At 28.0% G+C, this 22,678-nt stretch carries 24 protein-coding genes and 2 tRNA genes; 9 read left to right on the top strand and 17 right to left on the bottom strand.

The features are described 5' to 3' along the window. Window positions 1-29 precede the first annotated feature (29 nt). The 4 genes from ACIJYI_RS02680 to ACIJYI_RS02665 all read right to left on the bottom strand — a co-directional run bounded on the left by ACIJYI_RS02680 (window position 30) and on the right by ACIJYI_RS02665 (window position 1,382). Complete coding sequence (locus tag ACIJYI_RS02680) at window positions 30-209, bottom strand: hypothetical protein (protein WP_435114573.1); 180 nt, start codon at window positions 207-209, stop codon at window positions 30-32. 6 nt (window positions 210-215) lie between these two features. Further along, complete coding sequence (locus ACIJYI_RS02675; protein WP_435114572.1) at window positions 216-611, bottom strand: hypothetical protein; 396 nt, start codon at window positions 609-611, stop codon at window positions 216-218. 64 nt (window positions 612-675) lie between these two features. Beyond that, the gene (locus tag ACIJYI_RS02670) at window positions 676-1,041 is read right to left on the bottom strand and encodes a hypothetical protein (protein WP_435114571.1); all 366 of its coding nucleotides are present in this window, start codon (window positions 1,039-1,041) and stop codon (window positions 676-678) included. Further along, complete coding sequence (locus tag ACIJYI_RS02665) at window positions 1,041-1,382, bottom strand: hypothetical protein (protein WP_435114570.1); 342 nt, start codon at window positions 1,380-1,382, stop codon at window positions 1,041-1,043. The genes ACIJYI_RS02670 and ACIJYI_RS02665 overlap by 1 nt, the downstream gene beginning before the upstream one ends. 68 nt (window positions 1,383-1,450) lie before the next feature. On the opposite strand from ACIJYI_RS02665, the gene ACIJYI_RS02660 reads away from it, so the two are divergent. After that, the gene (locus ACIJYI_RS02660) at window positions 1,451-3,385 is read left to right on the top strand and encodes a UvrD-helicase domain-containing protein (RefSeq protein WP_435114569.1); all 1,935 of its coding nucleotides are present in this window, start codon (window positions 1,451-1,453) and stop codon (window positions 3,383-3,385) included. 8 nt (window positions 3,386-3,393) lie between these two features. Here the strand turns inward: ACIJYI_RS02660 and ACIJYI_RS02655 are convergent, their stop codons facing one another. Continuing rightward, window positions 3,394-3,579, bottom strand: a complete 186-nt coding sequence (locus ACIJYI_RS02655; protein ID WP_435114568.1) for a hypothetical protein — start codon at window positions 3,577-3,579, stop codon at window positions 3,394-3,396. After that, on the bottom strand, window positions 3,579-3,884 hold the full coding sequence (locus ACIJYI_RS02650) for a hypothetical protein (protein WP_435114567.1): 306 nt from the start codon (window positions 3,882-3,884) through the stop codon (window positions 3,579-3,581). Before ACIJYI_RS02650 ends, ACIJYI_RS02655 begins: the two co-directional genes overlap by 1 nt. A gap of 108 nt (window positions 3,885-3,992) precedes the next feature. Between ACIJYI_RS02650 and ACIJYI_RS02645 the strand changes: the two genes are divergently transcribed. From ACIJYI_RS02645 to ACIJYI_RS02625, 5 genes are read left to right on the top strand one after another with little or no spacing between them, the layout of a single operon-like run. Further along, window positions 3,993-4,337, top strand: coding sequence for a TerB family tellurite resistance protein (locus ACIJYI_RS02645; RefSeq protein ID WP_435114566.1), 345 nt, complete (start codon window positions 3,993-3,995; stop codon window positions 4,335-4,337). 4 nt (window positions 4,338-4,341) lie between these two features. Then, window positions 4,342-5,526 (top strand): ATP-binding protein, encoded by a 1,185-nt coding sequence (locus ACIJYI_RS02640; protein ID WP_435114565.1) that lies wholly within the window; start codon window positions 4,342-4,344, stop codon window positions 5,524-5,526. After that, window positions 5,519-8,743 (top strand): Z1 domain-containing protein, encoded by a 3,225-nt coding sequence (locus ACIJYI_RS02635; protein ID WP_435114564.1) that lies wholly within the window; start codon window positions 5,519-5,521, stop codon window positions 8,741-8,743. The genes ACIJYI_RS02640 and ACIJYI_RS02635 overlap by 8 nt, the downstream gene beginning before the upstream one ends. Before the next feature lie 4 nt (window positions 8,744-8,747). Then, complete coding sequence (locus tag ACIJYI_RS02630; RefSeq protein WP_435114563.1) at window positions 8,748-9,731, top strand: PD-(D/E)XK motif protein; 984 nt, start codon at window positions 8,748-8,750, stop codon at window positions 9,729-9,731. Beyond that, the gene (locus tag ACIJYI_RS02625; protein ID WP_435114562.1) at window positions 9,728-11,629 is read left to right on the top strand and encodes an AIPR family protein; all 1,902 of its coding nucleotides are present in this window, start codon (window positions 9,728-9,730) and stop codon (window positions 11,627-11,629) included. The genes ACIJYI_RS02630 and ACIJYI_RS02625 overlap by 4 nt, the downstream gene beginning before the upstream one ends. Before the next feature lie 142 nt (window positions 11,630-11,771). On the opposite strand, the gene ACIJYI_RS02620 is transcribed toward ACIJYI_RS02625, so the two are convergent. Beyond that, complete coding sequence (locus ACIJYI_RS02620) at window positions 11,772-12,791, bottom strand: DNA cytosine methyltransferase (RefSeq protein ID WP_435114561.1); 1,020 nt, start codon at window positions 12,789-12,791, stop codon at window positions 11,772-11,774. Window positions 12,792-13,269: 478 nt separating this feature from the next. Between ACIJYI_RS02620 and ACIJYI_RS02615 the strand changes: the two genes are divergently transcribed. The 3 genes from ACIJYI_RS02615 to ACIJYI_RS02605 all read left to right on the top strand — a co-directional run bounded on the left by ACIJYI_RS02615 (window position 13,270) and on the right by ACIJYI_RS02605 (window position 14,307). Further along, window positions 13,270-13,782 (top strand): hypothetical protein, encoded by a 513-nt coding sequence (locus tag ACIJYI_RS02615; protein ID WP_435114560.1) that lies wholly within the window; start codon window positions 13,270-13,272, stop codon window positions 13,780-13,782. Beyond that, a complete protein-coding gene (locus ACIJYI_RS02610; protein ID WP_435114559.1) occupies window positions 13,783-14,157 on the top strand; it encodes a hypothetical protein in 375 nt (124 codons plus the stop codon). Window positions 14,158-14,212: 55 nt separating this feature from the next. Further along, window positions 14,213-14,307 (top strand) — tRNA-Thr (locus tag ACIJYI_RS02605). A gap of 103 nt (window positions 14,308-14,410) precedes the next feature. Here the strand turns inward: ACIJYI_RS02605 and ACIJYI_RS02600 are convergent. From ACIJYI_RS02600 to ACIJYI_RS02555, 10 genes are all read right to left on the bottom strand, one after another. After that, a complete protein-coding gene (locus ACIJYI_RS02600; RefSeq protein WP_435114558.1) occupies window positions 14,411-14,887 on the bottom strand; it encodes a type IV pilin protein in 477 nt (158 codons plus the stop codon). 237 nt (window positions 14,888-15,124) lie between these two features. Next, on the bottom strand, window positions 15,125-15,661 hold the full coding sequence (locus tag ACIJYI_RS02595; RefSeq protein ID WP_435114557.1) for a hypothetical protein: 537 nt from the start codon (window positions 15,659-15,661) through the stop codon (window positions 15,125-15,127). A gap of 143 nt (window positions 15,662-15,804) precedes the next feature. Next, complete coding sequence (locus ACIJYI_RS02590; protein ID WP_435114556.1) at window positions 15,805-16,512, bottom strand: phytanoyl-CoA dioxygenase family protein; 708 nt, start codon at window positions 16,510-16,512, stop codon at window positions 15,805-15,807. A 7-nt stretch (window positions 16,513-16,519) separates the two neighbouring features. Then, window positions 16,520-17,290 (bottom strand): NAD kinase, encoded by a 771-nt coding sequence (locus ACIJYI_RS02585; protein WP_435114555.1) that lies wholly within the window; start codon window positions 17,288-17,290, stop codon window positions 16,520-16,522. A gap of 4 nt (window positions 17,291-17,294) precedes the next feature. Continuing rightward, window positions 17,295-17,380 (bottom strand) — tRNA-Leu (locus ACIJYI_RS02580). A 152-nt stretch (window positions 17,381-17,532) separates the two neighbouring features. Continuing rightward, a complete protein-coding gene (locus ACIJYI_RS02575) occupies window positions 17,533-18,015 on the bottom strand; it encodes a type IV pilin protein (protein WP_435114554.1) in 483 nt (160 codons plus the stop codon). A gap of 8 nt (window positions 18,016-18,023) precedes the next feature. Further along, a complete protein-coding gene (locus ACIJYI_RS02570) occupies window positions 18,024-18,635 on the bottom strand; it encodes a type IV pilin protein (protein WP_435114553.1) in 612 nt (203 codons plus the stop codon). Beyond that, a complete protein-coding gene (locus ACIJYI_RS02565; RefSeq protein ID WP_435114552.1) occupies window positions 18,635-20,419 on the bottom strand; it encodes a hypothetical protein in 1,785 nt (594 codons plus the stop codon). The genes ACIJYI_RS02570 and ACIJYI_RS02565 overlap by 1 nt, the downstream gene beginning before the upstream one ends. 337 nt (window positions 20,420-20,756) lie before the next feature. Then, on the bottom strand, window positions 20,757-21,302 hold the full coding sequence (locus ACIJYI_RS02560) for a TetR family transcriptional regulator (RefSeq protein WP_435114551.1): 546 nt from the start codon (window positions 21,300-21,302) through the stop codon (window positions 20,757-20,759). A gap of 105 nt (window positions 21,303-21,407) precedes the next feature. Beyond that, window positions 21,408-22,361 carry an SDR family NAD(P)-dependent oxidoreductase gene (locus ACIJYI_RS02555; RefSeq protein WP_435114550.1) on the bottom strand — a complete coding sequence of 318 codons (954 nt, stop codon included), beginning with the start codon at window positions 22,359-22,361 and terminating at the stop codon, window positions 21,408-21,410. Window positions 22,362-22,678 lie beyond the last annotated feature (317 nt).

Here is a 22,678-nt window from a genome sequence, read left to right as displayed (position 1 = left end):
ATAGGATAATAGTATTTGATAAAGGTTGTTTAATGCAAAACCTTATTTAGAATTTTAAAATTAACATAACGATGATTTTCATCGTTTTCAAAGTCAAACTCAACTTTAGGATCAATGTCCCCTACCATTACATCAATCATCTTCTCAACATAATCATAAAGTTCATCATCTGAAGCTGTAAAATCAAATGATTTTTTATAGATAATCATTATTAACTATTTAATCTCACTAATTGGGTTTAAATAATAATATACCTTCTTGCAGAAACGAGGACTATTTAAAAGAACAACATATTCATCGATACTTTCCAAACAATCTTCCATAGCTTTATCAAATTTATCATTATGATAATGGCAAGTATAAGCAATCCAATAAACAGTAATTAAATAATACAATCCAATACGCTCAATATCTTTTGGTAATTTTTTTAGTAGTTCCTTATAGTTTTCTTTATTTTTAAAACATCCCGTAAATATATTGGTGGTTTTTTTATCTTCTTTATCAAGAACATTGTAATGAGCTAGATCTCCTATATTTTCTACATCAATTGTGATTTTACTTTTTTCTCTGAATTTATGTAAATGGCTATTTAAATAATGAACCTTGCTCATTGATTAGATAAATACCATCCTATAGCGAGACCTACAAGTTCGATAATAATTACTGTTTCAACCATTAACCCTTTCTATCGATCTCATCGTCTTCTAAAAAATGATCTAAATTATCAACCATTTCCGTGTCTTCTGTTTGTTTGATATTTTCTTCGTTTTTCTTAATTATTTTTTTTGCTCGATTTAAGAATGAGTAAAAATAAAAATAAATGAATGCTACAATTAAAATTAACGTATTTTTTATAATAAAAGATAAACCAATATAACCTCCGTCAAATTTATTTTTATATTCTACATAATTTAAATATTCATTATGAAAGTAGATGACTAAAAATATGGCTATGAATAAAAATAATATTCCACCTATTTTTTCCTTTGTCCAAAGGTAGAGACGTCCATAAAGAAATTGTTTTGTTAAAAATTTAAACATTAAATATTTGTAATTCCAAAAAGAGCTAGAATAGTTGTCAAAGCACCTTTTAAGCCAAGGCTTTTAACAATTTTCTTTTCTTCTTTAGCTATCATTTTTCTCATTTGTTCTTTAGTGAAATCGCTTTCTTCTTTTTGAGCAAACTCTAATTTCTCTCTAATGCTTTCTATTGCTTTTTTTCGTATATATTTTTTTCCAAATTTAATTGATTGATCTTTAGCTTTTATGCCAGCGTCTATTGAAGCTTCAGCAGCTTTTTTGCTTGCATCTATTGAAACTTCAGCAGCTTTTTTGCTAACATCTAATGAAGTCTGTGCTCCTTTTTTAATTTTATCAAGCATTTTTTATATTTTAAAAAGTTAAAATTTTTAAATAATAAGTAAATATATATACTAAATTAGATAAAATTATGACAACCAATAAAAGAGTGCTTCCAATTGGAATATTGGAGAAATACGAAAAAAGAGAAAAAGTTTTTAACGCTAAAGATGAGATTGAAATGCCATTCACTCCTGGTGAATATTTTTTAGCTAAATATTTAGATGAAAATTTGTCAGATGAATGGATGATTCATACTAAACCCGAATTAAGAAACAGATGGGGTTCTTTTATAAGGCCAACAACTCCAGATATAGTAATTGCAAGTAAACATAAAGGAATAATGATTATAGAAGTTAAAGATTGGAAAATAGAAAGATCAAAATATCGAAAAGTAATAACTAAAAACCATAAAGGAAAACAAATTTGTAAAATATTTATAAATAATAATGAAAGAAGAGATGTTAATCCTGCAACAAAAACTATTTTATATAAAGAAAGAATGTTGGCTGGCATAGACGATATAAACAGAGAAATATTTGATGATAATCGAAAATATAGTCTTTTAAAATGCGGTGTTTATTTTCATAACTGCAAAACTGAAGAAGCTAGAAATTTTTTAAATAATTATGATCAAATGAAATGTATTGTTTTTGGAAATGATTATTTAAATAAAAATGTAAATATTGAACAGTTTATACCATTAATAAAAATAGGAAAAAATATTAATTCAAATCAAGATTGGTTATTAAAATTCAAAAATTGGATATCTCCACCTTTACACTCTATAGAAGGAAAAAATTTGATATCAGAGAATGATCTTGATGAACATCAAAAGAAATATGTAAGGTCTACACCAAATAAAATTCAGAAAGTTTCTGGTGTAGCTGGTTGTGGTAAAACAAAAATAATTGCAATAAGGGCAGCAAGTCTAGCCGCAACAGAAAAAAGAGTTTTAGTAATTTGTTTTAATATTACTCTAAAAAATTATTTGAAGGAACTTATTAATAGAACCAAGTATAAATATGATAAAAGTAAAATTGATGTTTTTTATTTTCAAGATTTTTGTCATGCCTATAGAGAAGACAGAGACATACCTTTTCCAGTACCAACAACTTTTACAAGAGGTAAAATTGAAGACTTAGGAGAGAAAGAAAAAGAAGAAATAATAAATGATAAAAAAAATAACAATGATTCATCTTATAATTATGATGCAATTCTAGTTGATGAAGGACAAGATTTTCAAGATTCTTGGTTTAAATTATTAAGATGTTTTTTAAATAAAAATGGTGAAATGTTGATCGCAATTGATGACAAACAAAACATATATAATAGAAAAAAACCAACAATTTTAGGTATTGGCTCTGGAAGATGGGGAATTTTAAAAAAAAGTTATAGATTATTAGATGAACATATCGATTTAGCGAATAGATTTTCAGAAAAATTTTTATCTAATTTAAATACAGAGGAAAACCCTTTAATTGATAAAAATACTATTTCTCAAAAATCTCTACCTTTTAGTATAGATCCTTTTTCTAAATGGATAAATGTATCTAATATTGTAGAAGCAAGAGATGAGATCTGTAAGATTTTAGATCATCTACAAAATGATACTAAAACAGATATTTCAGATATAGTTATACTTGTTCCAGATCATGATGAAGGAATTGAATTAAAAAAAAAAATTATAGAAATCTTTCCAAAAAAATTTGCTATATCAGATATATTTCATAAGGAGCAAATTAAAATTCAGCGATCAAAAAAATTATTTTCAGTCTCAGATAAAGTCTGGGACCAAAAAACAAAAAGCTATATTGAGGGTAGAAAATTAAAAATGTGTACGATACAAAGTTTTAAAGGTTGGGAAAGAAGGAATGTTATTATGTTAATCCCTACTAAAGTAAGTAATTTTTTTGACAATAAATTTTATACCTCACTAACTAGAGTAAGAGAGAAAATTTTTGTAGTAAATTTATCTGATAGATACAAAATATTTGGTAAAGAAAATTTTAATCAATACTTATAAAAATCAAATTAAACTTTTTCAGTAAGATTATTAATTTTTTTATTTTGCCTATAAATAATTATTATTAAAACAATAATAAATAAAGGATATCCAATTATAAATATTAAAATATTGATAAATTCATATGAAGTACCAGTGACTTTGGCTAGCCAAATTAGAATATCAACACATAAATAAAAAATGTAATCTATCATTAATTAGTATGTTCTGCTTTATCAATTTTCTTAATTGTAAAATTAATTCTTTTTAAAAGAGTTAAGTTGGATCTCTTTTTTATTAATTCATTTAATTTTTCTATAATATTTTGATCTTTCTTTATTATGTTTAAAATCTGATTTCTTGTTGAATTAAATTTAGATAACTCAAATAATATATAAAAATCTCTTCGATTTTTAGCGTGAGTAAGTAAATGTGGAACAATAAGTCTTACAGGATCTGAAAATAATCTTAATTCTTTAGATATTTGATTTGAAATTTCATGAATTTCTGAACTTTTCATAAATATAAATAGACTATATTTTGTTGTTTTTATTAGGTCTAAATTTTGTTCTAAAAGAGATTTTAAGAAATAATTACAATCCAAAATAAATTTGTTATCTTAAAAATTATGACAAATAAAAATAATATATTTATTCTCAAATTACTTTTACTCATGGCTTTTGCTGACAAAAAATATATGGAAGAAGAAAAAGAATTGATTTTAAAAATTTCATCTGAATTAAATATTTCCAACGACAAAGTTAACGCTATTATAGATGAAATAGAAAATACTAAAGATTATACTAAAATTTGTAGAGAAACTTCTAAGCAAATTACAGATCAATCTGATAGAGAAAAGACAATACAATTATTATCTAAAATGATTGCTTCAGATAAGATTGTTCATCAAAAAGAATTGTTTGCTTATCAAATCATTGCAGAGGAATGGAATATGTATAGAGGGAATGATTAATTAAATGAACTTAGCTTTTATACTTAGAAAGATTAGATCGAGGGGCTATACTTTAGAACAATCTTTAGCAGAATTAGCAGATAACAGCATTACTTATAATGCTAAAAACATTTGGACATATATGTACTGGAGCGATGACCAAGGTAAAGATTCTTTCATTATGGTTATTGATGATGGTGATGGAATGAATAAGGACGTACTTTTAAATAGAGCTCTTAACATACCTAAAGATGAACATGTGGACAAAGGAGAAAATGACCATTCAGTATATGGGTTAGGTTTGAAAGCTGGTTCCTTTAATCACTGTACTTCAATTACAGTAATTACAAAAAAAGATGAATTAATTAAAAAAACTCTTAATCTTAAAGATGGTGTTACAGATAATATGCCAAGCTGTATAGAGCATAAATTTGTAAAAAAACATTTAGAAGATCTTAATTCAAAAAAAAGTGGCACGATTATTCTTTGGTCAGATTTAGATAATCTTGCAAAATTAAGAGCAAGTGAAAGAGGTCCAAATTTTTATGAAGATTGTGATAAAGCAAAAAAACACTTTAAATTAATCTATCATAAATATTTATTAGAAAATAAAATTAATTTATTTTTTAATGGAACAGAAGATGTAAATAAAACTAAAAAATTTGACCCATTTTATAAAGATAATCCAAATACAATTATTTTACCTGGCTCTAAAATAAGTTTTTTAAAAGGTGGGACTACAAAAATTACCCCCTATATAATTCCTATTGATACAACGAATGAAAATTTGGGAAAAACTAGAAATGAACTGCAGGGTCTATATTTTTTAAGAAAAAATAGAGTGATAGATTATGGAGGATGGTTTGGCTTAGGTGAAAAAAATGCTGATAAATTTTGGGGAATAAATGAAAGATTTAATAGACTAAGAATTGAAATAGAAATACCTATCGAAACAAGTAAGGATTGGATAACAGACTCTAAAAATCAAGTAAATATTCCAGGTTATGCATATAGCAAAATTCGTAAATGTTTAATACAAATAAGAAAAGATTATTTGGAAAAAATAAATTTAATGAATGGTGAAAACAAAGAACCAATAAACGAAACATCAAAAAAGAAAAATGAATTAATTAGAATGCTTAAAAACTCAGTTCTTAATGAAGACGAACTTATTAAAATTGAGAATTCAATTAAAGGATCAAATGAGTGAAGAATTAAATAGTTTAAAACAATTACTGATTGCTTACAAATTAACCTATGCTTCTAAAAAAGGATTTTCTAACCCTATAAAATGGTATCCTCGTACAGCTAAAGATATTGATAATTTATTAAAATCTTTTGTAAAAGATTTTTCTGACTCTAAAAAATTTGAAAATGAATTAAAAGACTTCCTAGAATCTTCGTTTGCACAAGTAATTGAAAATGATGTTACTCTAATAGCAAAAAAAAGAGATCATATTGAATGGCTTACCGAAGATAGAAAAATTTGGAAAAATGCCAATAATACAAATGCTCAATTTGCGTGGTATAAAAGCAAATCTGGATTTAAATTAGGAAATGCTTTTGATGATTTAAATGACTCAACTGACGAAATACTATCTTTATTAGAAGATCCAAAAAGAAACGGTAGCTGGATGACTCGAGGAATGGTAGTTGGAGATGTTCAGTCTGGTAAAACTTCTCACTACACAGGCTTAATAACAAAGGCGATAGACTCCGGTTATAAATTGATAATAGTTTTTAGTGGAATTTACAACGCTTTAAGAGCACAAACCCAACAAAGAATTGAAGAAAATACAATAAAAACTTCTCAACAAGGTGAGGTTCTTAATAAAGTTTTTTTTGCAACAGCTAAACCAGACTATATTTACAAAGATGGAATAAGAGTTATTCAAGCTGAAAATGATTTTAGTGCTGCTAGCGCTAAACAAATATCAATGACAAATTTAGACCCTACTATTTTAGTTGTAAAAAAAAATGTCTCAGTTTTAGCAAATATTTTGATGTGGTTGAATAAACAAGAAGGCATGGAAAAAACAAATAAAGAATGGACTTGGAATGAGTCAAAGTGGAGGAGTGATACACATAGACAATTACTGCCAAAATATCAATTAGCTTGTGATCAACCATTATTAATTGTCGATGACGAATGTGATAGTGCATCAATTGATATTTCAACAAGAAAAACTAAGGGTCCACAGGATGAATGGGATGAAATATCTCAAGAAGAGTTTAAGAATTCAGATCCTTCAAAAACAAACCAATTAATTAGAAGAATTTTAATGTGTTTTAAAAGAAGTGCTTATGTTGGTTATACAGCAACTCCATTAGCAAATGCTTTTATAAACTATTCATCAAATAAAAAAGATGAAGGTTTAGATATCTTTCCTAAAGATTTTATAAGATTGCTTAAAAGATACGAAGATCATATTGGACCTGAAGATGTATTTGGTGTAGCAGAAAAAAATTATGATCCAGAAGAAGAAATTGTAAGTTTATCTGAAAATATAGACAAAAACGAAAGACCTCAGGTTAAATGGGTTTATGATTATAGGGATGATCATGATGACCACATTTTTATAAAAGAAGATGGTTCAATAGACGAAGAAGAAAGAGACAAAAAATATAGAGATGAGGCTAAAGATAAAGATGAAGTAAAAGGATGGTTGCCTCTTTATCATCCAAATGGATCTCAATGTTTGTATAAACAAGAAGACACAATTCCACCAAGTCTAAGAGAAGCAATAAATGTTTTCTTGATTAATATTGCAACAAGATATTTAAGAAAAAATATGAATGAACATAATTCTATGCTTATTCATGTTAGTAGATTTAAAAGTGTGCAAGGTCTAGTATTTAAACAAGTTAAAAAGTATATTGATGGCTTAAAAGAAAAGATAAGTTATAGTCAGGACAAAAAAATTCGCGATGATATCAAAAAAGAGTTTGACAATTTATGGGTCAATGACACTCAAAAAAATTTTAACACAGACAAATTTCCTCAATCTAATAAAATAAAATTTGATATAGTTTGGAACAAAATATTAGAGACAATAACTTCAGAAAGTAAACCTCTAGAAATAGTTCAAATAAACAGCCAGTCAGATGATGTTTTGGATTACGACCGTCATAAAAATGGATGGAATGTAATTGTTATTGGAGGAGCAGCCATATCTAGAGGAATAACATTAGAAGGTTTATCAGTTAGTTACTTTACACGTGTAGCAAAATTGCCAACTTCGGACACTCTTATTCAAATGGGAAGATGGTTTGGTTATAGGAAAGGATATGAGGATTTATGGAGAGTTTATGTACCAAAAATATTACATGTTCTATTTAGACAATTTTCATTTACTATGGAAAAGGCTAGAGAAAAATTTCAAGATCTTTCTGAGCAAAATAGAAGTCCAGCCGACTATGCTATTGAAGTACCATGTTTTCCTGGATGGAATCTTGTGTCTAAAACAAAAGCAAGAGATATAAAAATCATACCAGAACCATACTCATCATTCTCTGCAACCAGTAGAACTCCAGTTTTATATTATAAAAATGAAGATCGGGTTAAAAATATTGAAATAACAAATCAGTTGATTGATAATTTATCATCTAAATATGAAACAGAAAAAGAAATAAATGCTAGTCTTGAAAGAGATAAAATTTGGAATCCATTACCATTTCAAGATGAAAAAATTGACAACAATTTACAAACAGAAGAGATAAGAGAAAAAATTTTTAAAAAAGGATATGAACAAATAAAGCTCAGAAAAGCTTATTTATGGAGAAATGTTGATGTAAATGATATTATAAAATACTTTGGTAATTATAGATGTCCCCCATCACATGAGTGGACATGTAAAATAATTGCCGCTCAAATAAAAGCATTAAGTCAATTTAAGAAGATCAATAATTGGAATTTAGGAATTTTTAGTATCAAAGAAGGTGTTAAATATTCAAATATTAAATTTCGTAAAGGTAAAATTGAAATTCCTCTTCAACAAAGAAAGCTTTTTAAACCTTATAATAATTTTTTTTCAATAAAAACATTATCAGATCCACTTGCTGAATTTATGGATATTAAAAAAGAAGAATATAACCAAGGAATAGAAAGATGGTTAAAGTTGTATCAAAAAACTGGTAAATGTGTAATTTTTAGAAGAAAAATTAATTTTCTACCAGCTCAATTCAAACAAAAAATAAGGCAACAAAGAAAAGAAGGTTTACTTATAATTTATCCATGGTCTACAAACTTTAAAGAAAATTACAATGAGGAAAAAGATAAATATATTGGATGGCAAATTATAACACCTCCATCTAGAAATGAAGATGACGATGATAAGCTTATATATAATGTGGCAATGAACCAAGCTGCAAGGGAGCATAGAGAAGCAGAATACAAAGAATTTTTTAATCCCGATCTATTTTCTTAATTTTATGAATTCAATTGAATTTCAAAAAAAATTAGATAGTGCTTGGATTGAAATTCTTAACAAAAGAAAAAAAGATGAAAATTTTCTTGATGGAGCGGCTGTTAAGGCTCATGACAATTATTGGTTTACATTAAATAAAAATTATCTTCCAGGTGTAATAATAAAAATTGAAGAACTAAATATCACAAATACTAAATTTCCAAAAGCTAAAGGATGGAATTTTAATTTTCATAATAATAAAATTACTATGAATGTAAATGAAGATAAATATAAAGAATTTTTTGTTAAATTAATAAATTTGATTTTGACTAAAATTTATTTAGAAAATTTAAATGGAGAAAAAAGTATAAAGTGTTTTTTAAAAAATCTAATTTTTGCTAAAGATTTTTTTGAAGAAGAAAATGTTCCAAGAAAACTTACAACAGAAGAACAAATTGGTTTATTTGGTGAAATTCAAACATTAAAAGAAATATTAGGAAAAAAATTTGATAAAGAAGCATCACTTTCTTATTGGACAGGTCCATCAAAAAAACATGATTTTACATTACCAAAAACACTTCTTGAGATAAAAACAACTAGTACTGATACAAAAATAATTAATACATCAAGCACTAATCAAATTGCCCCTGTTTATGACAAGAATTTAAAATTAATTTTTATCCAAATAAAAAAAAATATTAATGGTTCATCTTTAAATGAGATTATTGATAGTTATTCAAAAATTTTAAAAGAAGATTCAGAATTATTATTTAATGATTTCATTTTAAAATTAACCCAATGTAGATATCTTGATATTCATAAAAATGAATATAAGCAAAAATATAAAATTGATAAATATAACTTTTTTAATATTGATAAGAATTTCCCTTATATTAAAGAGTATGTTGTTCCTGATGGTTTATCTGACCTATCAATTACTTACAAAATTGACCTTGAAAAATGTGAACAATTTAGAATAAATGAAGAAGAATTAATAAATGATTTATGAAATCCGATTTTAAACAATCATTAAAAAATGCTTATTTTAAAGATTTTTTTTTAAGAGTAAAAAATGAAATTGATGACAGTGATGATCAGCCTCAAGAAATTTTAACAAAAATTTATACTGATATACTTTATGATAATGGAACAATATCAGATTATGAGCTTGTTTTCTTTGAAAGAGAAATATCAAAATCAAATATAAAAATAAATGGTTATTCATTTAGTGAAGAAGATCTAAGATTAGATTTATTTATATCTCATCATGATCCTTCTGAAAAAATACAAGAAATCAAATACAATAAAGTTTTAGAATTAATTGAGTCTGCAAAAAATTTCTATCTTCAATCAACCAAAAAATTACATGAAAAGATAAATAAAAAAGAAGATGCTTACGATATATCTAAAATTATTTTTAAAAATTATAAAGATATCACCACAGTAAGAATAATAGTCTTGACTAATTGTGAGTGTGAAAAAACACCACCCATGCAAAGAGATGGGAAAGTAGAGTTTCAGAATTTTCTTTTTGATAATAAAAGAATATTTAGTTCAAGTCTTGGAGGGGCAAATTCAACCAATATCAGAGTTGATTTTAGTAAATTCAGAGAAAAAGTTAGATGTATGTTGGCTCATAAATCCTCTGATAAAATTAGTAGTTATATGGCTTTTATACCTGGGGATATTTTGTTTAATATTTATAGAATATTTGGTCAAAGATTATTAAGCTTAAATGTTAGATCCTTTCTTCAATTAGGAACTAAAATAAATAAAGGAATTAGACAAACTCTAATTGATGAACCTGATAGATTTTTTTCTTATAACAATGGTATTGTAGTTGTGGTTGATGATATTGAATTGGATAATGACAAGGATGGTTCTTTTATAAAGTCTGCTACGGGTTTTCAAATTGTTAACGGTGGTCAAACAACAGCAACTCTTTATCGAACAAAAAAACAAGATAATACAAATTTTTCTAAAGTTGTAGTACCAGCAAAAATTACCTTGGTTAAAAAAGAATACTTAGATGAAGTTGTTCCTAAAATATCAGAATATGCAAATACTCAAAACGTAGTTAAAAAAGCTGATTTTTCATCAAATCATCAATTCCATATTGATATTAAAAAATTATCACAAAAAATTAGAACTCCAGAGGGTCAACAATGGTTTTATGAGCGTATGAGAGGTGAGTATCAAGTTCAAAAAATGAAACAAAAAGACTTAGGTAAAGATAAAAAATCAAAATTTTTAGAAATTTCTCCATCAAGTATGAAATTTACTAAAGAAGATTTGGCTAAATTTATAAATTGTTGGCACTATCTAGATCCTCATGTTGCTTGCACTGGTGCTCAAAAAAGCTTTGTAACCTTTATGAATTTACTTAATGATAAAAAATTCCATGAAAAGATTGATGATGAGTTTTTTGAAAAATATTGTGCTATTTCTATTCTGTTTAATAAAACTTCTAAAATTATAAAGGACAATCAATCAATAGCTGGCTATAGATCTCAAGTCTTAAATTACACAGTATCTTTAATCTCTTACCACACAAGTAGAAAAATAAATTTTGATTTAATTTGGGCCGATCAAAGTATTTCTCGTCAATTTGAAGATTTGATTAATAAATGGAGCACAAAAATTTATGAAATTATTCAAAAAACTGCTGAGGGAAGAAATATTTCAGAATGGTGTAAAAAGGAAGACTGTTGGGAAGAATTAACAGACAGAAATTTTACTTTCACGGTTACACCTCCTGAATTTACAAATCTTAAAAAAGTAGCTGGTAAACCTGTAAAAGTTGCAAAAGAAATATTTTCTCCTGAAGACATGGACAATATAAAAAAATGTAAAAGTTTAAGTACAAAAGATTGGGAAAAAATGATTGCTTGGGCTCAAGAACTCTGATGATTTTCATTTCATACAATTACAAATAATGACTAGTCTTTGGATGCTATCATTAAATAATTGGAAAAAACAACCTTCGCCTAAACAGGCAAAAAGTGCTCTCAAAGTGATTGATAAGGCTGAAGAAGCTGAAATAATTTAGCTAACTTGCTTTTTTGTTAATAACTAAGTTTTTTTGGTTTAAAATTAAGTATTCAGCAACATTTAAACATACTTTTTCAACAACATTAATTGGAACGGCATTACCTGCTTGTCTATATGCTTGTAAGTCAGATACTGAGAACTTAAAGCTTTCTGGAAAACCTTGTAGTCTAAAAACTTCTCTTGGAGTTAATTTTCTGGGATTTTTATCTTCTCCTCTATGTAATAAACATTCACTGCCATCTTTGTAATATCTTGCTGAAATTGTGATTGTTGCTTTGTCGCTTGGATAAGTTAATTTAAAACCAAAGCCCTTCCCTGCCTTTTTATTTCTAATTTTTCTTTTTTTGTGACTATCCCAAAGTAAATCTGAGATAATATATTTTTTTGGCGGATAGATATCTAAAAAATCTTTAACTAAAGTTCTTTTATAACTAGGTTTTGGAAAATTAAATTGACCTTTAAAATTCAAAAAACCAACAATGAATATTCTTCTCCTTCTTTGGGCTAATCCAAAATCTTGTGCGTCCAGTACTTGAGGATCAGGCACATAATAATTTTTTCGTAATTTTTTTAGCATTTGTTTTAATATGGCGCCATTTTGATAAGTCTTTAAATTTTGTACATTTTCTAAAATAAAAGCTTTTGGTTTTTTAATATTCAAAATACTTAAAATATTAAAAAATAGATCTCCCTGATCTTTATCATCAAAACCATGTGCTCTATTTAAATTTTTTCTTATTGATATTCCTGCTCTAGAAAAAGGTTGGCATGGAAAGCCAGCTAATAAAATATCATGATCAGGTATTGTGTTTTCTATATCCTTTTCTTTAATTGATTTAATATCTTCAATTAATTTTGTAGGTGAAAAATTTTTTTCATAAGTTTGCTGGCTATAACTATTGATTTCTGAATAAAGCTTACAATCATCTTCATAACCCATTTTTTTAAGAGCTTTTGATAAAGATATTCTCATACCACCAACTCCAGCAAATAAATCTATAGATGTAATTTTTTTCATAAGTGAATCAATTTAATTATACATGTTTAAAATTCTTTTTTTAAACAAAATTATGACTTACTAGAGTCACAGATTGATGATTAGTTTATAAACATGCATTGGATTTCATTCCTTTTCACTCGTTTACGTTTTTTTTCATTATCTCCCTTGCTACGTAAACCTCTTGATATGAAGAGGAGTGGAACCATCACTAACTACAAACTACTAACCATTAAAAAATCAATCAATAATAGGAGTTCCGATATATGGAAATAGACCGAGTTGCCAAAATTTGTCACGTAAGTGCTTACGTGGCTTACGAACATTGTGAACCAGTTTATAAAAAAACCTTTAAATTCGAAATCAGTCCCGGTACCCATAATAGTATTATTTGGGATAAAATAATAAAAATCCTTAAAAAGAATGGAATAAAAGTGGAGCTCAAATCATGAGACGCTTTTTTATATTTATATCCTTACACTTATTTCTCTTCCTGTTAGTGATTGCTTATCATGCCCAAGCCGAAGAAGAAGAGTGGACTATAGATAGATATGAAACATTATCCTTTGCTCGTGTAAGTGGAGAGGTTACTCATGGTGATAATTTAAATTTTTGGATTAGAACACAGGATAATTGTGAAAAAGTTTATAATACATTTACCGTTTATACTTATGAGAAACCTGGTGATATTAAACAATTATTAAATAAGAATATTCCAATTAAGTTAAATGGTGCGGATATAACAGCTTCAGTTCAAGATATATCTCCTTTTTTAATGGGTTATCGAGTTCATCTTAGTTTAGGTTCATATCCTATTAAGGAATATGTTTATTTTCTTAAAGAGTTTTATGATGAATTTCAAAAGTACGAAATTGAAATAGTAGATGGTATCGATTTTAAAGCTGCTAAGTACTTTGATATAACGACTAATAATTGGAAATTAGATAAACTTGTACCTTCTGTATTAGAAGCTAGCAAACTTTGTAAAACAATCAACGATTTGGATAGTTAAATGATCAGAATCTTATTAGTTATTTTAATTTTGTTACCAACAATTTCAAATGCAGATCAGGGTTTAAAAATTTCATGTCTTAATATGAAGTCAATGTACGGTAAAAAATATGAACCATTAAAATTTACGCTAGAAGCTGTAGGTCTACAGTATTTTGATAAAGAAAAAGATAAATTTGTGATGATTAAGGCTAATGAATTAGACATAGGTGAAGATCATGTTACAGCGAGGTTTGCAGATTACGAATTAGGTTTTCAAATGATCGTATTTGCAGGTGATACAAAACCTACAATGACAATGTCTAAATATGATTATAAGAATAAAAAGTTTTTAGAGCATTATACTTGTGATGCTAAAACGGGTTATATAGAATAAATCAAGTAAGTGAATATCAAGTGAATTATATTAGCTTAACTTGACGGGAGTCTAGAAGTAAGTAGTATCAACAGTAATGAAAGGAAATATTTTAAAGCTTACTGATTTGTAATCAATAGGTCCGCGGTTCGACTCCGTGCGGGGGCACCATCACTCAATAAAATCAACACATATTATTTTTGCAAATCTCAAAATAAGTAATTTGGTAACAATGATCCCTACGACGACTAAGAGTTCTACTAGGGTGAAAGCTTTAGTCTGACCATTTAATTTCATCATAAACTAATTCAGTATCTGTAATGTAGGTGGAGAATGTACAGTATCCTCCAGATTTTTCCCAGATATAAGTCCATCCAACTTTTCCATAATTGCAACATGTTCCACCCCATGCTTGATTATCTTGGTCTTTACCTACTTCAACTGAAGTTGCATATGGAGATTTAATGTCTTTAAAATGATGTTGAAATGGTGAACAGTTAAATGCTGAAGTTTTTGTGGTAAAAGTTTGTAAATTACCTCCGTTAACTTTTCTGCTTATACTTCCATTTAAATCAAATGCTGTAACCATAACATTAAATTCTTTTACCATCATTTTGTGATTTTGTTTTGCAACAGTTTTTTTAGCACTACTAGTATACCCATTATAAGCAACCACTCCTACTGCAGCTAAGATACCGATGATGGCTACTACGACCAAGAGTTCTATTAGGGTGAAGGCTTTGCGGTTCATAAAAAAACTCTACCACTGTTACCATAGTGTTGCCAAGTCATAATCATTTAAGAAATGTCGTTGCAAACTAATGGTTATTTAAGAGATGAGTCTTGATTTGTAATCAATAGGTCCGCAGTTTGACTCCGTGCGGGGGCACCATCACTCAATAAAATCAACACTTATTATTTTTGCTAAATTCAAAAATTAGTTATTTGGTAACAATGATTGCTACCATAGTGCTATCAATACAATTTGTTAATATTGAACACCATTCTTAAGAAATAATTTAAGATCTTTTTTGTCTACAACAGAACATTTTTGATCCATAGCTAAATCAATTTCATTTTGTCCATTTTTATCCCAAGTAAATGTTGTGGTATTAAAGTATTCATTATTAATTTTTTGTATTACAAAGCCTGCGGTTAAAATATTTCCTTCAGCCTGAGCCATATCTACAAAAGTATATGAATGATCTTTTTTATTAATTTCATCCCATTTGACTCCATTTTGCGTGTAATTTTTTGGCTTCATTGACTTCCAATCAGACTCTACAAATGTACCTTGATCATATATCCAAACTTTAGATTTTTTTTTGTTATCTTTAAATTTATAAAAGTAATGACCGTTGTTTGATCCAATCTTTAAATGGTCATTATTTGATGAAAAGGCAGCTCCCTTGGATTCATTTTTTTTTATAATAGCTTTACAAGATAAGTAAGTATATTTTGTAGCCGCATAAGTATTGCTACATAATAATAAATATATAACTAAAAAATTTAGAAATTTTTTCATAAAAAAACTTATCATTGCTACAATAGTGTTACCAGACCTAAAATATTATGGATTATTGTTGCAAACAAGTGTTTATTTAAACTTTGAGTCTTGATTTGTAATCAATAGGTCCGCGGTTTGACTCCGTGCAGGGGCACCACTTCTTAATCTCTTCTAGGATAAATCTTATCAATTTTAAATGATGGTTTGCTATCGAAAGTAAATTCATGATCAAATTTGCTCGATAGAGGCATAAATCTCATTGTCATTGCGCGTCTTGAGTTTGGTGATTTATTTTCTTTTGATCCATGAACCATATAAACATCATGAAGGGAAATTTGCCCTCTTTTAAGTAATAGGTTAACTGATTTAGAAATGTCATATTCATTTTTGTTAAGCTCTTGATGCAATGTTAAATTTTCTTTGCTATTTCTAAAATGATCTTTAAGTTTTTTATCTTTATGTGATCCTTTTATAAATCTTAAGCACCCATTCTCTTCGGTTGCATCATCAATTGCTAACCAAACAGTACATGTTGCAAGTGGTTTTATTGGCCAATATTGACCATCTTGATGCCAAGGAGTTTCAAAGCCATTGTGAGCAGGTTTTGCAAAAAAACTTGAATTCCATAAAGCAAACTTTCTGCCTAATAATTGCTCAACAAAATTTATTATCTTTTCATTTAAACAATATTTTAAAAAACTTTCATCTTTTAAAAGTACAGCTGGACAATAATTTTTATATTCTGGAAATTTTTTAATTAATTGATTGTGCTTCTCTTCAATCTCTAAAAGATCATTTTCAGGCATTTTAAAATCAGGAATTACAAAACCATCATCTTGATATTGTTTGATTTGTTCTTGTGTTAGCACTTTAAAATTAAGTAGTTTCTCTTCTTAATTGTTCAATCTTTATTTTTTTTTGTAAACTTCTATTTTTGTCATAGAGAAGGTTAAATTTAATTTTATTGTTGGTCTTTATTATAATTGATTTAGCATTTCTAACTTCAAGATTGTCTGCAACAGCACTGATGGGTCTTTTAGATGGATTTAAATTAATGATTATAATCTTTAATCTATCATTGACTATTTTACCCTTCCACCTTCTTGGTCTAAATGGACTGATTGGAGCAATTGATAATTTTTTTGAATTTAGACTAAGTATAGGTCCATGCACTGATAAATTATAAGCTGTGCTACCAGCTGGTGTTGAAACTAGAACACCATCCGATACTAGTTTTTTTATAATCTGTTTGGACCCTTGTTTGATTGATAATGAGGCAGCCTGTCTACTTTGTCTTAAAATTGACACTTCATTTATAGCTAGGGATTTTTTTATTTTATTATTCTTGTTTTTAACGATCATTTCTAGCGGTGAAATAGAAATCATATTTGCTTTTTTTAAATTTTTAATAATATTTTCTGATGAAAATTTGTTCATCAAGAAACCATAATTTCCTGAGTTAATTCCATAAAATTGTTTATTTGAATTTTTATTCTTTTTTAAAGTTTCAAGCATAAAACCATCACCACCAATAACAATTATAAGATTGTTTTGTTTAAATTGATGACTATCTATTTTTTTTACTAATAACTTTTTAATGTTAAAGGATTTTTTATTTTTATCAGAAATTATCTGAAGCTTGCTCATTTAGTGGTGCCCTCGGCCAGACTCGAACTGGCACTCCGCAAGCGGCAAGGATTTTAAGTCCTTTGTGTCTACCAATTTCACCACGAGGGCATTAATGAATTTCATGAGTATTTATGCTAATATTTATAATTGAACAAGGGGAATAAGTAAATTTTTTTTATTTTATCTCTCTATGTACAAGTCTTGTACAAGTTCTCCTATAATATCCTATAACAATATTCAATAAGCCTGAATTGTTTGGTTTACTCAATTCGTGGGAAACTTTCATAAATATTTTTATGAGGTGGGCTACCACATGGTTTTTCTAAACAACATATCACATGTAAATATTTTGGATCCTCAGTGTGTATTCTTATAAATCCAACATCTTTGTCATACCAATATTGGCCACCTTTAGTCATAGACTGAGCTTTTTTGTCATAAGGATTTTGATATCCATCTTTTAATGCCAAAACAGTTGCATCAGCTACATCATCTTGCCATTCATATCTACTTTGATATGAACAATTTAATTTTCCATTCATCACATAACTTTGTGGATTTAATGTACATAGCATGACTTCATTTGTTATATATTTTGAAACCTGCTTACAGTTAGACATCGTAGCTGATCTTTTAGCACTACTCGTATACCCATCATAAGCAACCACCCCTACTGCAGCTAGAATACCGATGATAGCTACTACGACTAGGAGTTCTATTAGGGTGAAGGCTTTTTGCTTCATTAATTTAATTATTTTGATTTTCTTTTATCAATAATTTCTTTACTAAGTTTTTTACAATTTTTGTTGCAGACTCTTGGTTCATGTGAGTCATCATATTGTGTCGATATAACTATCTTACAATATGGATCACAAGGATATTTCAATTCAACTTGTATCATTCCTTTAGGACCATCATCAAAAGCATTTCCAGGATCCCAACTTGCCTTGTACCTTTTTCCAGTTTTTGCATTAATTCCACCTTCCGAATAAGGATTTAACCATTGACCTCCTTCAGTCTTTCCACCTTTTGATCCACCGCCTAAGTTTTTTGCATGATTAATCATAAAATTTATTAACTGTGCAGTTCTTCCATTTCGCATGTGACTTTCTACTTTGCAGGAATAATCATAGTAAGTTGGGTCTTCCTGTTTATACATAAGTTTCATATTAGAATCGCCCAAGTAGCAGAAAGCAAGTTGTGACTCCATTAAATTAACAAATAATTTATATTGTTGTTTTGTGACACTTTTTTTTGCAGCAAGAGTAAATTTGTTATAAGCAACAACACCTACTGTAGCAAGAATACCTATGATGGCTACTACGACTAGAAGTTCTATTAGGGTGAAGGCTTTTTGATTCATTATTTTAATAAGTGTATTCTAATTGTAAACGACCAAGAAGATGGATCAAGATTATCACTTTTTTTAAGTGCAACTAAGGATGCCATTTCAACAATAGACATCTTATTAAGATTAAAGATAAAATCTAATAAGTTTTGGTCTGAAAATGGGCCTCCCGTTACAATAATTTCAATTGAATTTTTTTCTAATTCTTTAAATTCAACCTTTTTATTATGTATTCTATTCCACACATTAGGGAGATTATTAATAATTTGAGTATAAATATTAGTATCTTCACCATATAAATTTAAAGTTTTTACAAATTCAGGATTTTTAAATCGATTATCAATCCATGATTTAATGTAGGATTGAACAGACTCAATTCTCCCTTCTCTAGAAGAATTACTTAAGCATATTTTTAATGGTTTTAAATATTTTGATACTCTAGTCTGTTTCTCTGTCTTTGATTCATTAGCAACCACTGGTATTACGAAATCGTATTTGATATTATTGCAATAAATATATCTAGTAGCTTTATAAGTTGTAACTTCTGAGACCAATATTTCTTTTAATAATTCTAAACCATCTTGATAATTGTTTAATTCATTAAGAGACAAGTAGGCTTTTGACACTTTTGATGGGTATTTATCTTCCATATTTTTTAAAAAAAATTTAATTGCAAGTTCTTGATCTTTTTGAACATTACCCCAGCCATTAAAATATATTAAAGCAGGATAGACTGTAGCTAACCTTGATGTATCTTTGTAGCCAATGTAATTATGAAAATCATTTATCAAAATTATAGCTTTATCAAAATCAACTTTTTTATTAGAACATTCATAGATTAATTTAGTTTGAGAACCTCCAATCATTCCCATTAAAGAAAATATCTTAAAAGCGTCAGCCATAAGGGATTTTTGCTGTGATAAATGTTCAGAATACTTTAAAATAAATGGACACTCATCTTTATGAATTTTAAAATCAAAATCTTTAGAAACATCCAAAAGATAGTCTTCCATAGCTAAAAGGTAACCTTCTTTTGCAGCCTCTTTATACCTCTTTATTCTCTCTTCAATGCCTCCTTTGGTATTATAGGATCCTGTATATATAAGAGCTGGATTATATAATTTTTTTTCATCTAATGACTCTTTATATCTCTGCAATAAATACTCAAAATTAGTGTCATAAAAAATATCTAAAGATGGTGGATATGCCGCCAGCATATCTTTGGCTACTTGGTTGCCTTTATGAGCTGCCTTTAGTAATATTCTAGTAGCTTTACAAACGTTAAAATTAAACAAACTTTCATCCTTTAGTGCATAAACTTCTTTAACAAATGAATAAGGTTTGAATTGGAAATAATCTAAAAATTGAGTGTGTGCTTTAAAGAAATACTGGGAGTATTTTCCATATCCTTTATAAGCTATTCCATTTGGAGAACACAGAAAACCAGACTTATCATTCCATACAATATACTCAAGCAGAACTCTTTCTTTTAAATTTTTGTAACCACCTAACGAAATTAAACTTACAATAACACTAAAAATAAAAACACAAACCAAACCTTCAATTGTATAGAATACGTGTTTAAATTTTTTTCGAATTTTTTTATAGTATTTAAATATCTTAATCTTATTTCTTAGCACCCATATATACGCAAATGTTATGGGCATTATTAGTACTACTAATCCAAATAAATCACTTAAGTTCTGAATTTTTTTATCCAACTGTAAGCCAAGTGCCAAAGCTACAATCCAAAGAATTATATAGAGATATAATGGTGGTTGTTTAAACTTAAAATTCATTAAATAACTATAATTTTTTATCTCTCCATGTACAAGTTTTGTACAAGTTTACACAAATTAATTAAGCCTTATTCTTTAATATTTATTGAAAGCTAAATTAAACTAATGGGACTTTATAGGATGTTTTAGACTACCTTGGACTTCTATGGACTGACTTTAACTTCTATCCCTCGGCTTTTAAGTCCTTTGTGTCTACCAATTTCACCACGAGGGCATTAATGAATTTCATGAGTATTTATGCTAATATTTATAATTGAACAAGTTTAATAAGTAAATTTTTTTTATTTTATCTTCCCATGTGCTGGTCTTGTGCTGGTTATCCCATAAAATCCTATAATTAACTTTTATAATTTAATGCTGCATTAAATAAATGTCTCAATACCTTCTCATATTCTTTATCATTCAGTTTGCTCAAAATGGGATTGTCGAGAGTTTTTCGTGCAATAGAAACTCCTACCAAAATTGCACCCATTAAATCATAATTAATAGGTTTAATTTTTTTCTTTATCCCATCTATTACTGGTTTTCTCATTTTTTCTCTATGAAATTTTTTAACTATATGGCCAACTTCTGGATCTCCAGAATTCATACATAGCATTCTAACAAGGTTTACATCATCTTTTGGATTTGAATTTTCCATTAGACCTTCAACCATAAAATTAACAACATTATTTGGATTTACATTAACAAACCATTCCGTAACATCTTTTAAGGTTTCTTCAAAAAGTTTTTTCTTACTGCCGAAATACCTAGAGATAAGAGCGATGTCATATTTAGATTCTTTGGCAATATCTCGAACTGAAACATTTGAGTAACCTTTCGTCCAGAAAAGTTTTTTAGCAGTATTAAAAATTATTTTTTTTGAATTATTTGAATTTTTCATCTTTTAAAAACATAACAAGTCACCTTATAATAAATATAAGGTGACTTATAGTTTTTTTGATCAATTTGAATAGGGTTTTAAAGATTGATCCAAAAGAAAGAATATCTAAGCTGTATTACGTGCAAACAAACCTGCTGCTACTCCTAGAACTTCACCAGTAATTTTTTGACCACTTTTACTTGCAAAGAATTTGACCATTTCACCAATTTCATTAGGGCTATATGCTCCCATTGGAAGTGGGTTTCTCCATGTTTTCATTATAGTCTCTAGACCTTCCCATGTTGGGTTTTCTGGAGACATTGCTCCTAGAACATATTTATTATTCATGAGTTTAGTTTTTACAACAGTTGGACATATAGCGTTACAAGTAACGTTATGTTTTCCCATAATTAAAGCGGTACTTTTTGCTAATCCAATTACAGCCCATTTAGTGCCAGAATAAACTGGAAACCACTCTTCACCCATACGACCTAAAACTGAAGATAGAATAGTTATTCCTCCTGAATTTTGTTTTCTCATAATTGGTATACAAGCTTGTATGGTTTTCACAACTCCAGTTACATTTATATCAATTACAGTTTGAATTTCTTTTTCACTGAAATATTCCATCATTCCAATTTGTGTTACTCCTGCATTAGCTACAACATGATCTAACGTTCCAAATTGTTTAACTGCCATACTTACAGCACCTGACAGGGCAGATCTATCTCTTACATCTCCTTTATAAGAAATACATTTAACACCATAAGACTCTATTTTACCCTTTGCATTTGCTAAATCTAAATCAGTAGCCAAAGAATAATTTACACCTTCTAGATCACTTGCTACATCAAAAAGAACTATATTTGCACCTGCTTTTGCAAGCTCTTCAGCACTTGCCAAGCCAATGCCACGTGCTCCACCTGTAATTAGAGCTGTTTTTCCATCAAGTTCTTTTTTAGTTTTGTTTTCATTTGCTTTAGCAGTACTTGAAGCTGCCAATGCTGCAGTACCTAATGCTACCGCACCCATTCCCTTAATTGCTTGTCTTCGACTCATATTCTTATTTTTATTATTCATAATTGCTCCTTTTTTTAAAATAAAAATAAAGTTTAGGAGATATTATTTTGAGAGTCAACAACTGTTGACTTATATTTTTAATTTATCAACAGCTGTTGACATATATATATTTTGATATAAATTATAATTGTTTTATCTCTCTATGTGCTGGTCTTGTGCTGGTTTTTACAAATTAATTTAACGTCATTTTCTAATCTTAATTGAAAGCTAAATTAAAGTTATGAGATTTTATAGGATGTTTAGACTACCCTGGACTGCTATGGACTGACTCGTCTGTGAATCCCTCGGCTTTTAAGTCCTTTGTGTCTACCAATTTC

Source organism: Candidatus Pelagibacter bacterium nBUS_36 (assembly GCF_051201215.1).
GTDB lineage: Bacteria > Pseudomonadota > Alphaproteobacteria > Pelagibacterales > Pelagibacteraceae > Pelagibacter.
Note: the sequence above shows the minus strand (reverse complement) of the source record. Positions and strands in the feature narration are given on the sequence as shown.

Coding starts and splice junctions, on each gene's coding strand:
- ACIJYI_RS02650 (WP_435114567.1), bottom strand. CDS start 3,884: ATGAAAAGTTCAGAAATTCATGAAATTTCAAATCAAATATCTAAAGAA.
- ACIJYI_RS02600 (WP_435114558.1), bottom strand. CDS start 14,887: ATGAACCGCAAAGCCTTCACCCTAATAGAACTCTTGGTCGTAGTAGCC.
- ACIJYI_RS02665 (WP_435114570.1), bottom strand. CDS start 1,382: ATGCTTGATAAAATTAAAAAAGGAGCACAGACTTCATTAGATGTTAGC.
- ACIJYI_RS02670 (WP_435114571.1), bottom strand. CDS start 1,041: ATGTTTAAATTTTTAACAAAACAATTTCTTTATGGACGTCTCTACCTT.
- ACIJYI_RS02610 (WP_435114559.1), top strand. CDS start 13,783: ATGATCAGAATCTTATTAGTTATTTTAATTTTGTTACCAACAATTTCA.
- ACIJYI_RS02660 (WP_435114569.1), top strand. CDS start 1,451: ATGACAACCAATAAAAGAGTGCTTCCAATTGGAATATTGGAGAAATAC.
- ACIJYI_RS02575 (WP_435114554.1), bottom strand. CDS start 18,015: ATGAAGCAAAAAGCCTTCACCCTAATAGAACTCCTAGTCGTAGTAGCT.
- ACIJYI_RS02565 (WP_435114552.1), bottom strand. CDS start 20,419: ATGAATTTTAAGTTTAAACAACCACCATTATATCTCTATATAATTCTT.
- ACIJYI_RS02640 (WP_435114565.1), top strand. CDS start 4,342: ATGAACTTAGCTTTTATACTTAGAAAGATTAGATCGAGGGGCTATACT.
- ACIJYI_RS02555 (WP_435114550.1), bottom strand. CDS start 22,361: ATGAATAATAAAAATAAGAATATGAGTCGAAGACAAGCAATTAAGGGA.
- ACIJYI_RS02645 (WP_435114566.1), top strand. CDS start 3,993: ATGACAAATAAAAATAATATATTTATTCTCAAATTACTTTTACTCATG.
- ACIJYI_RS02680 (WP_435114573.1), bottom strand. CDS start 209: ATGATTATCTATAAAAAATCATTTGATTTTACAGCTTCAGATGATGAA.
- ACIJYI_RS02630 (WP_435114563.1), top strand. CDS start 8,748: ATGAATTCAATTGAATTTCAAAAAAAATTAGATAGTGCTTGGATTGAA.
- ACIJYI_RS02570 (WP_435114553.1), bottom strand. CDS start 18,635: ATGAATCAAAAAGCCTTCACCCTAATAGAACTTCTAGTCGTAGTAGCC.
- ACIJYI_RS02595 (WP_435114557.1), bottom strand. CDS start 15,661: ATGAAAAAATTTCTAAATTTTTTAGTTATATATTTATTATTATGTAGC.
- ACIJYI_RS02675 (WP_435114572.1), bottom strand. CDS start 611: ATGAGCAAGGTTCATTATTTAAATAGCCATTTACATAAATTCAGAGAA.
- ACIJYI_RS02620 (WP_435114561.1), bottom strand. CDS start 12,791: ATGAAAAAAATTACATCTATAGATTTATTTGCTGGAGTTGGTGGTATG.
- ACIJYI_RS02655 (WP_435114568.1), bottom strand. CDS start 3,579: ATGATAGATTACATTTTTTATTTATGTGTTGATATTCTAATTTGGCTA.
- ACIJYI_RS02625 (WP_435114562.1), top strand. CDS start 9,728: ATGAAATCCGATTTTAAACAATCATTAAAAAATGCTTATTTTAAAGAT.
- ACIJYI_RS02560 (WP_435114551.1), bottom strand. CDS start 21,302: ATGAAAAATTCAAATAATTCAAAAAAAATAATTTTTAATACTGCTAAA.
- ACIJYI_RS02635 (WP_435114564.1), top strand. CDS start 5,519: ATGAGTGAAGAATTAAATAGTTTAAAACAATTACTGATTGCTTACAAA.
- ACIJYI_RS02585 (WP_435114555.1), bottom strand. CDS start 17,290: ATGAGCAAGCTTCAGATAATTTCTGATAAAAATAAAAAATCCTTTAAC.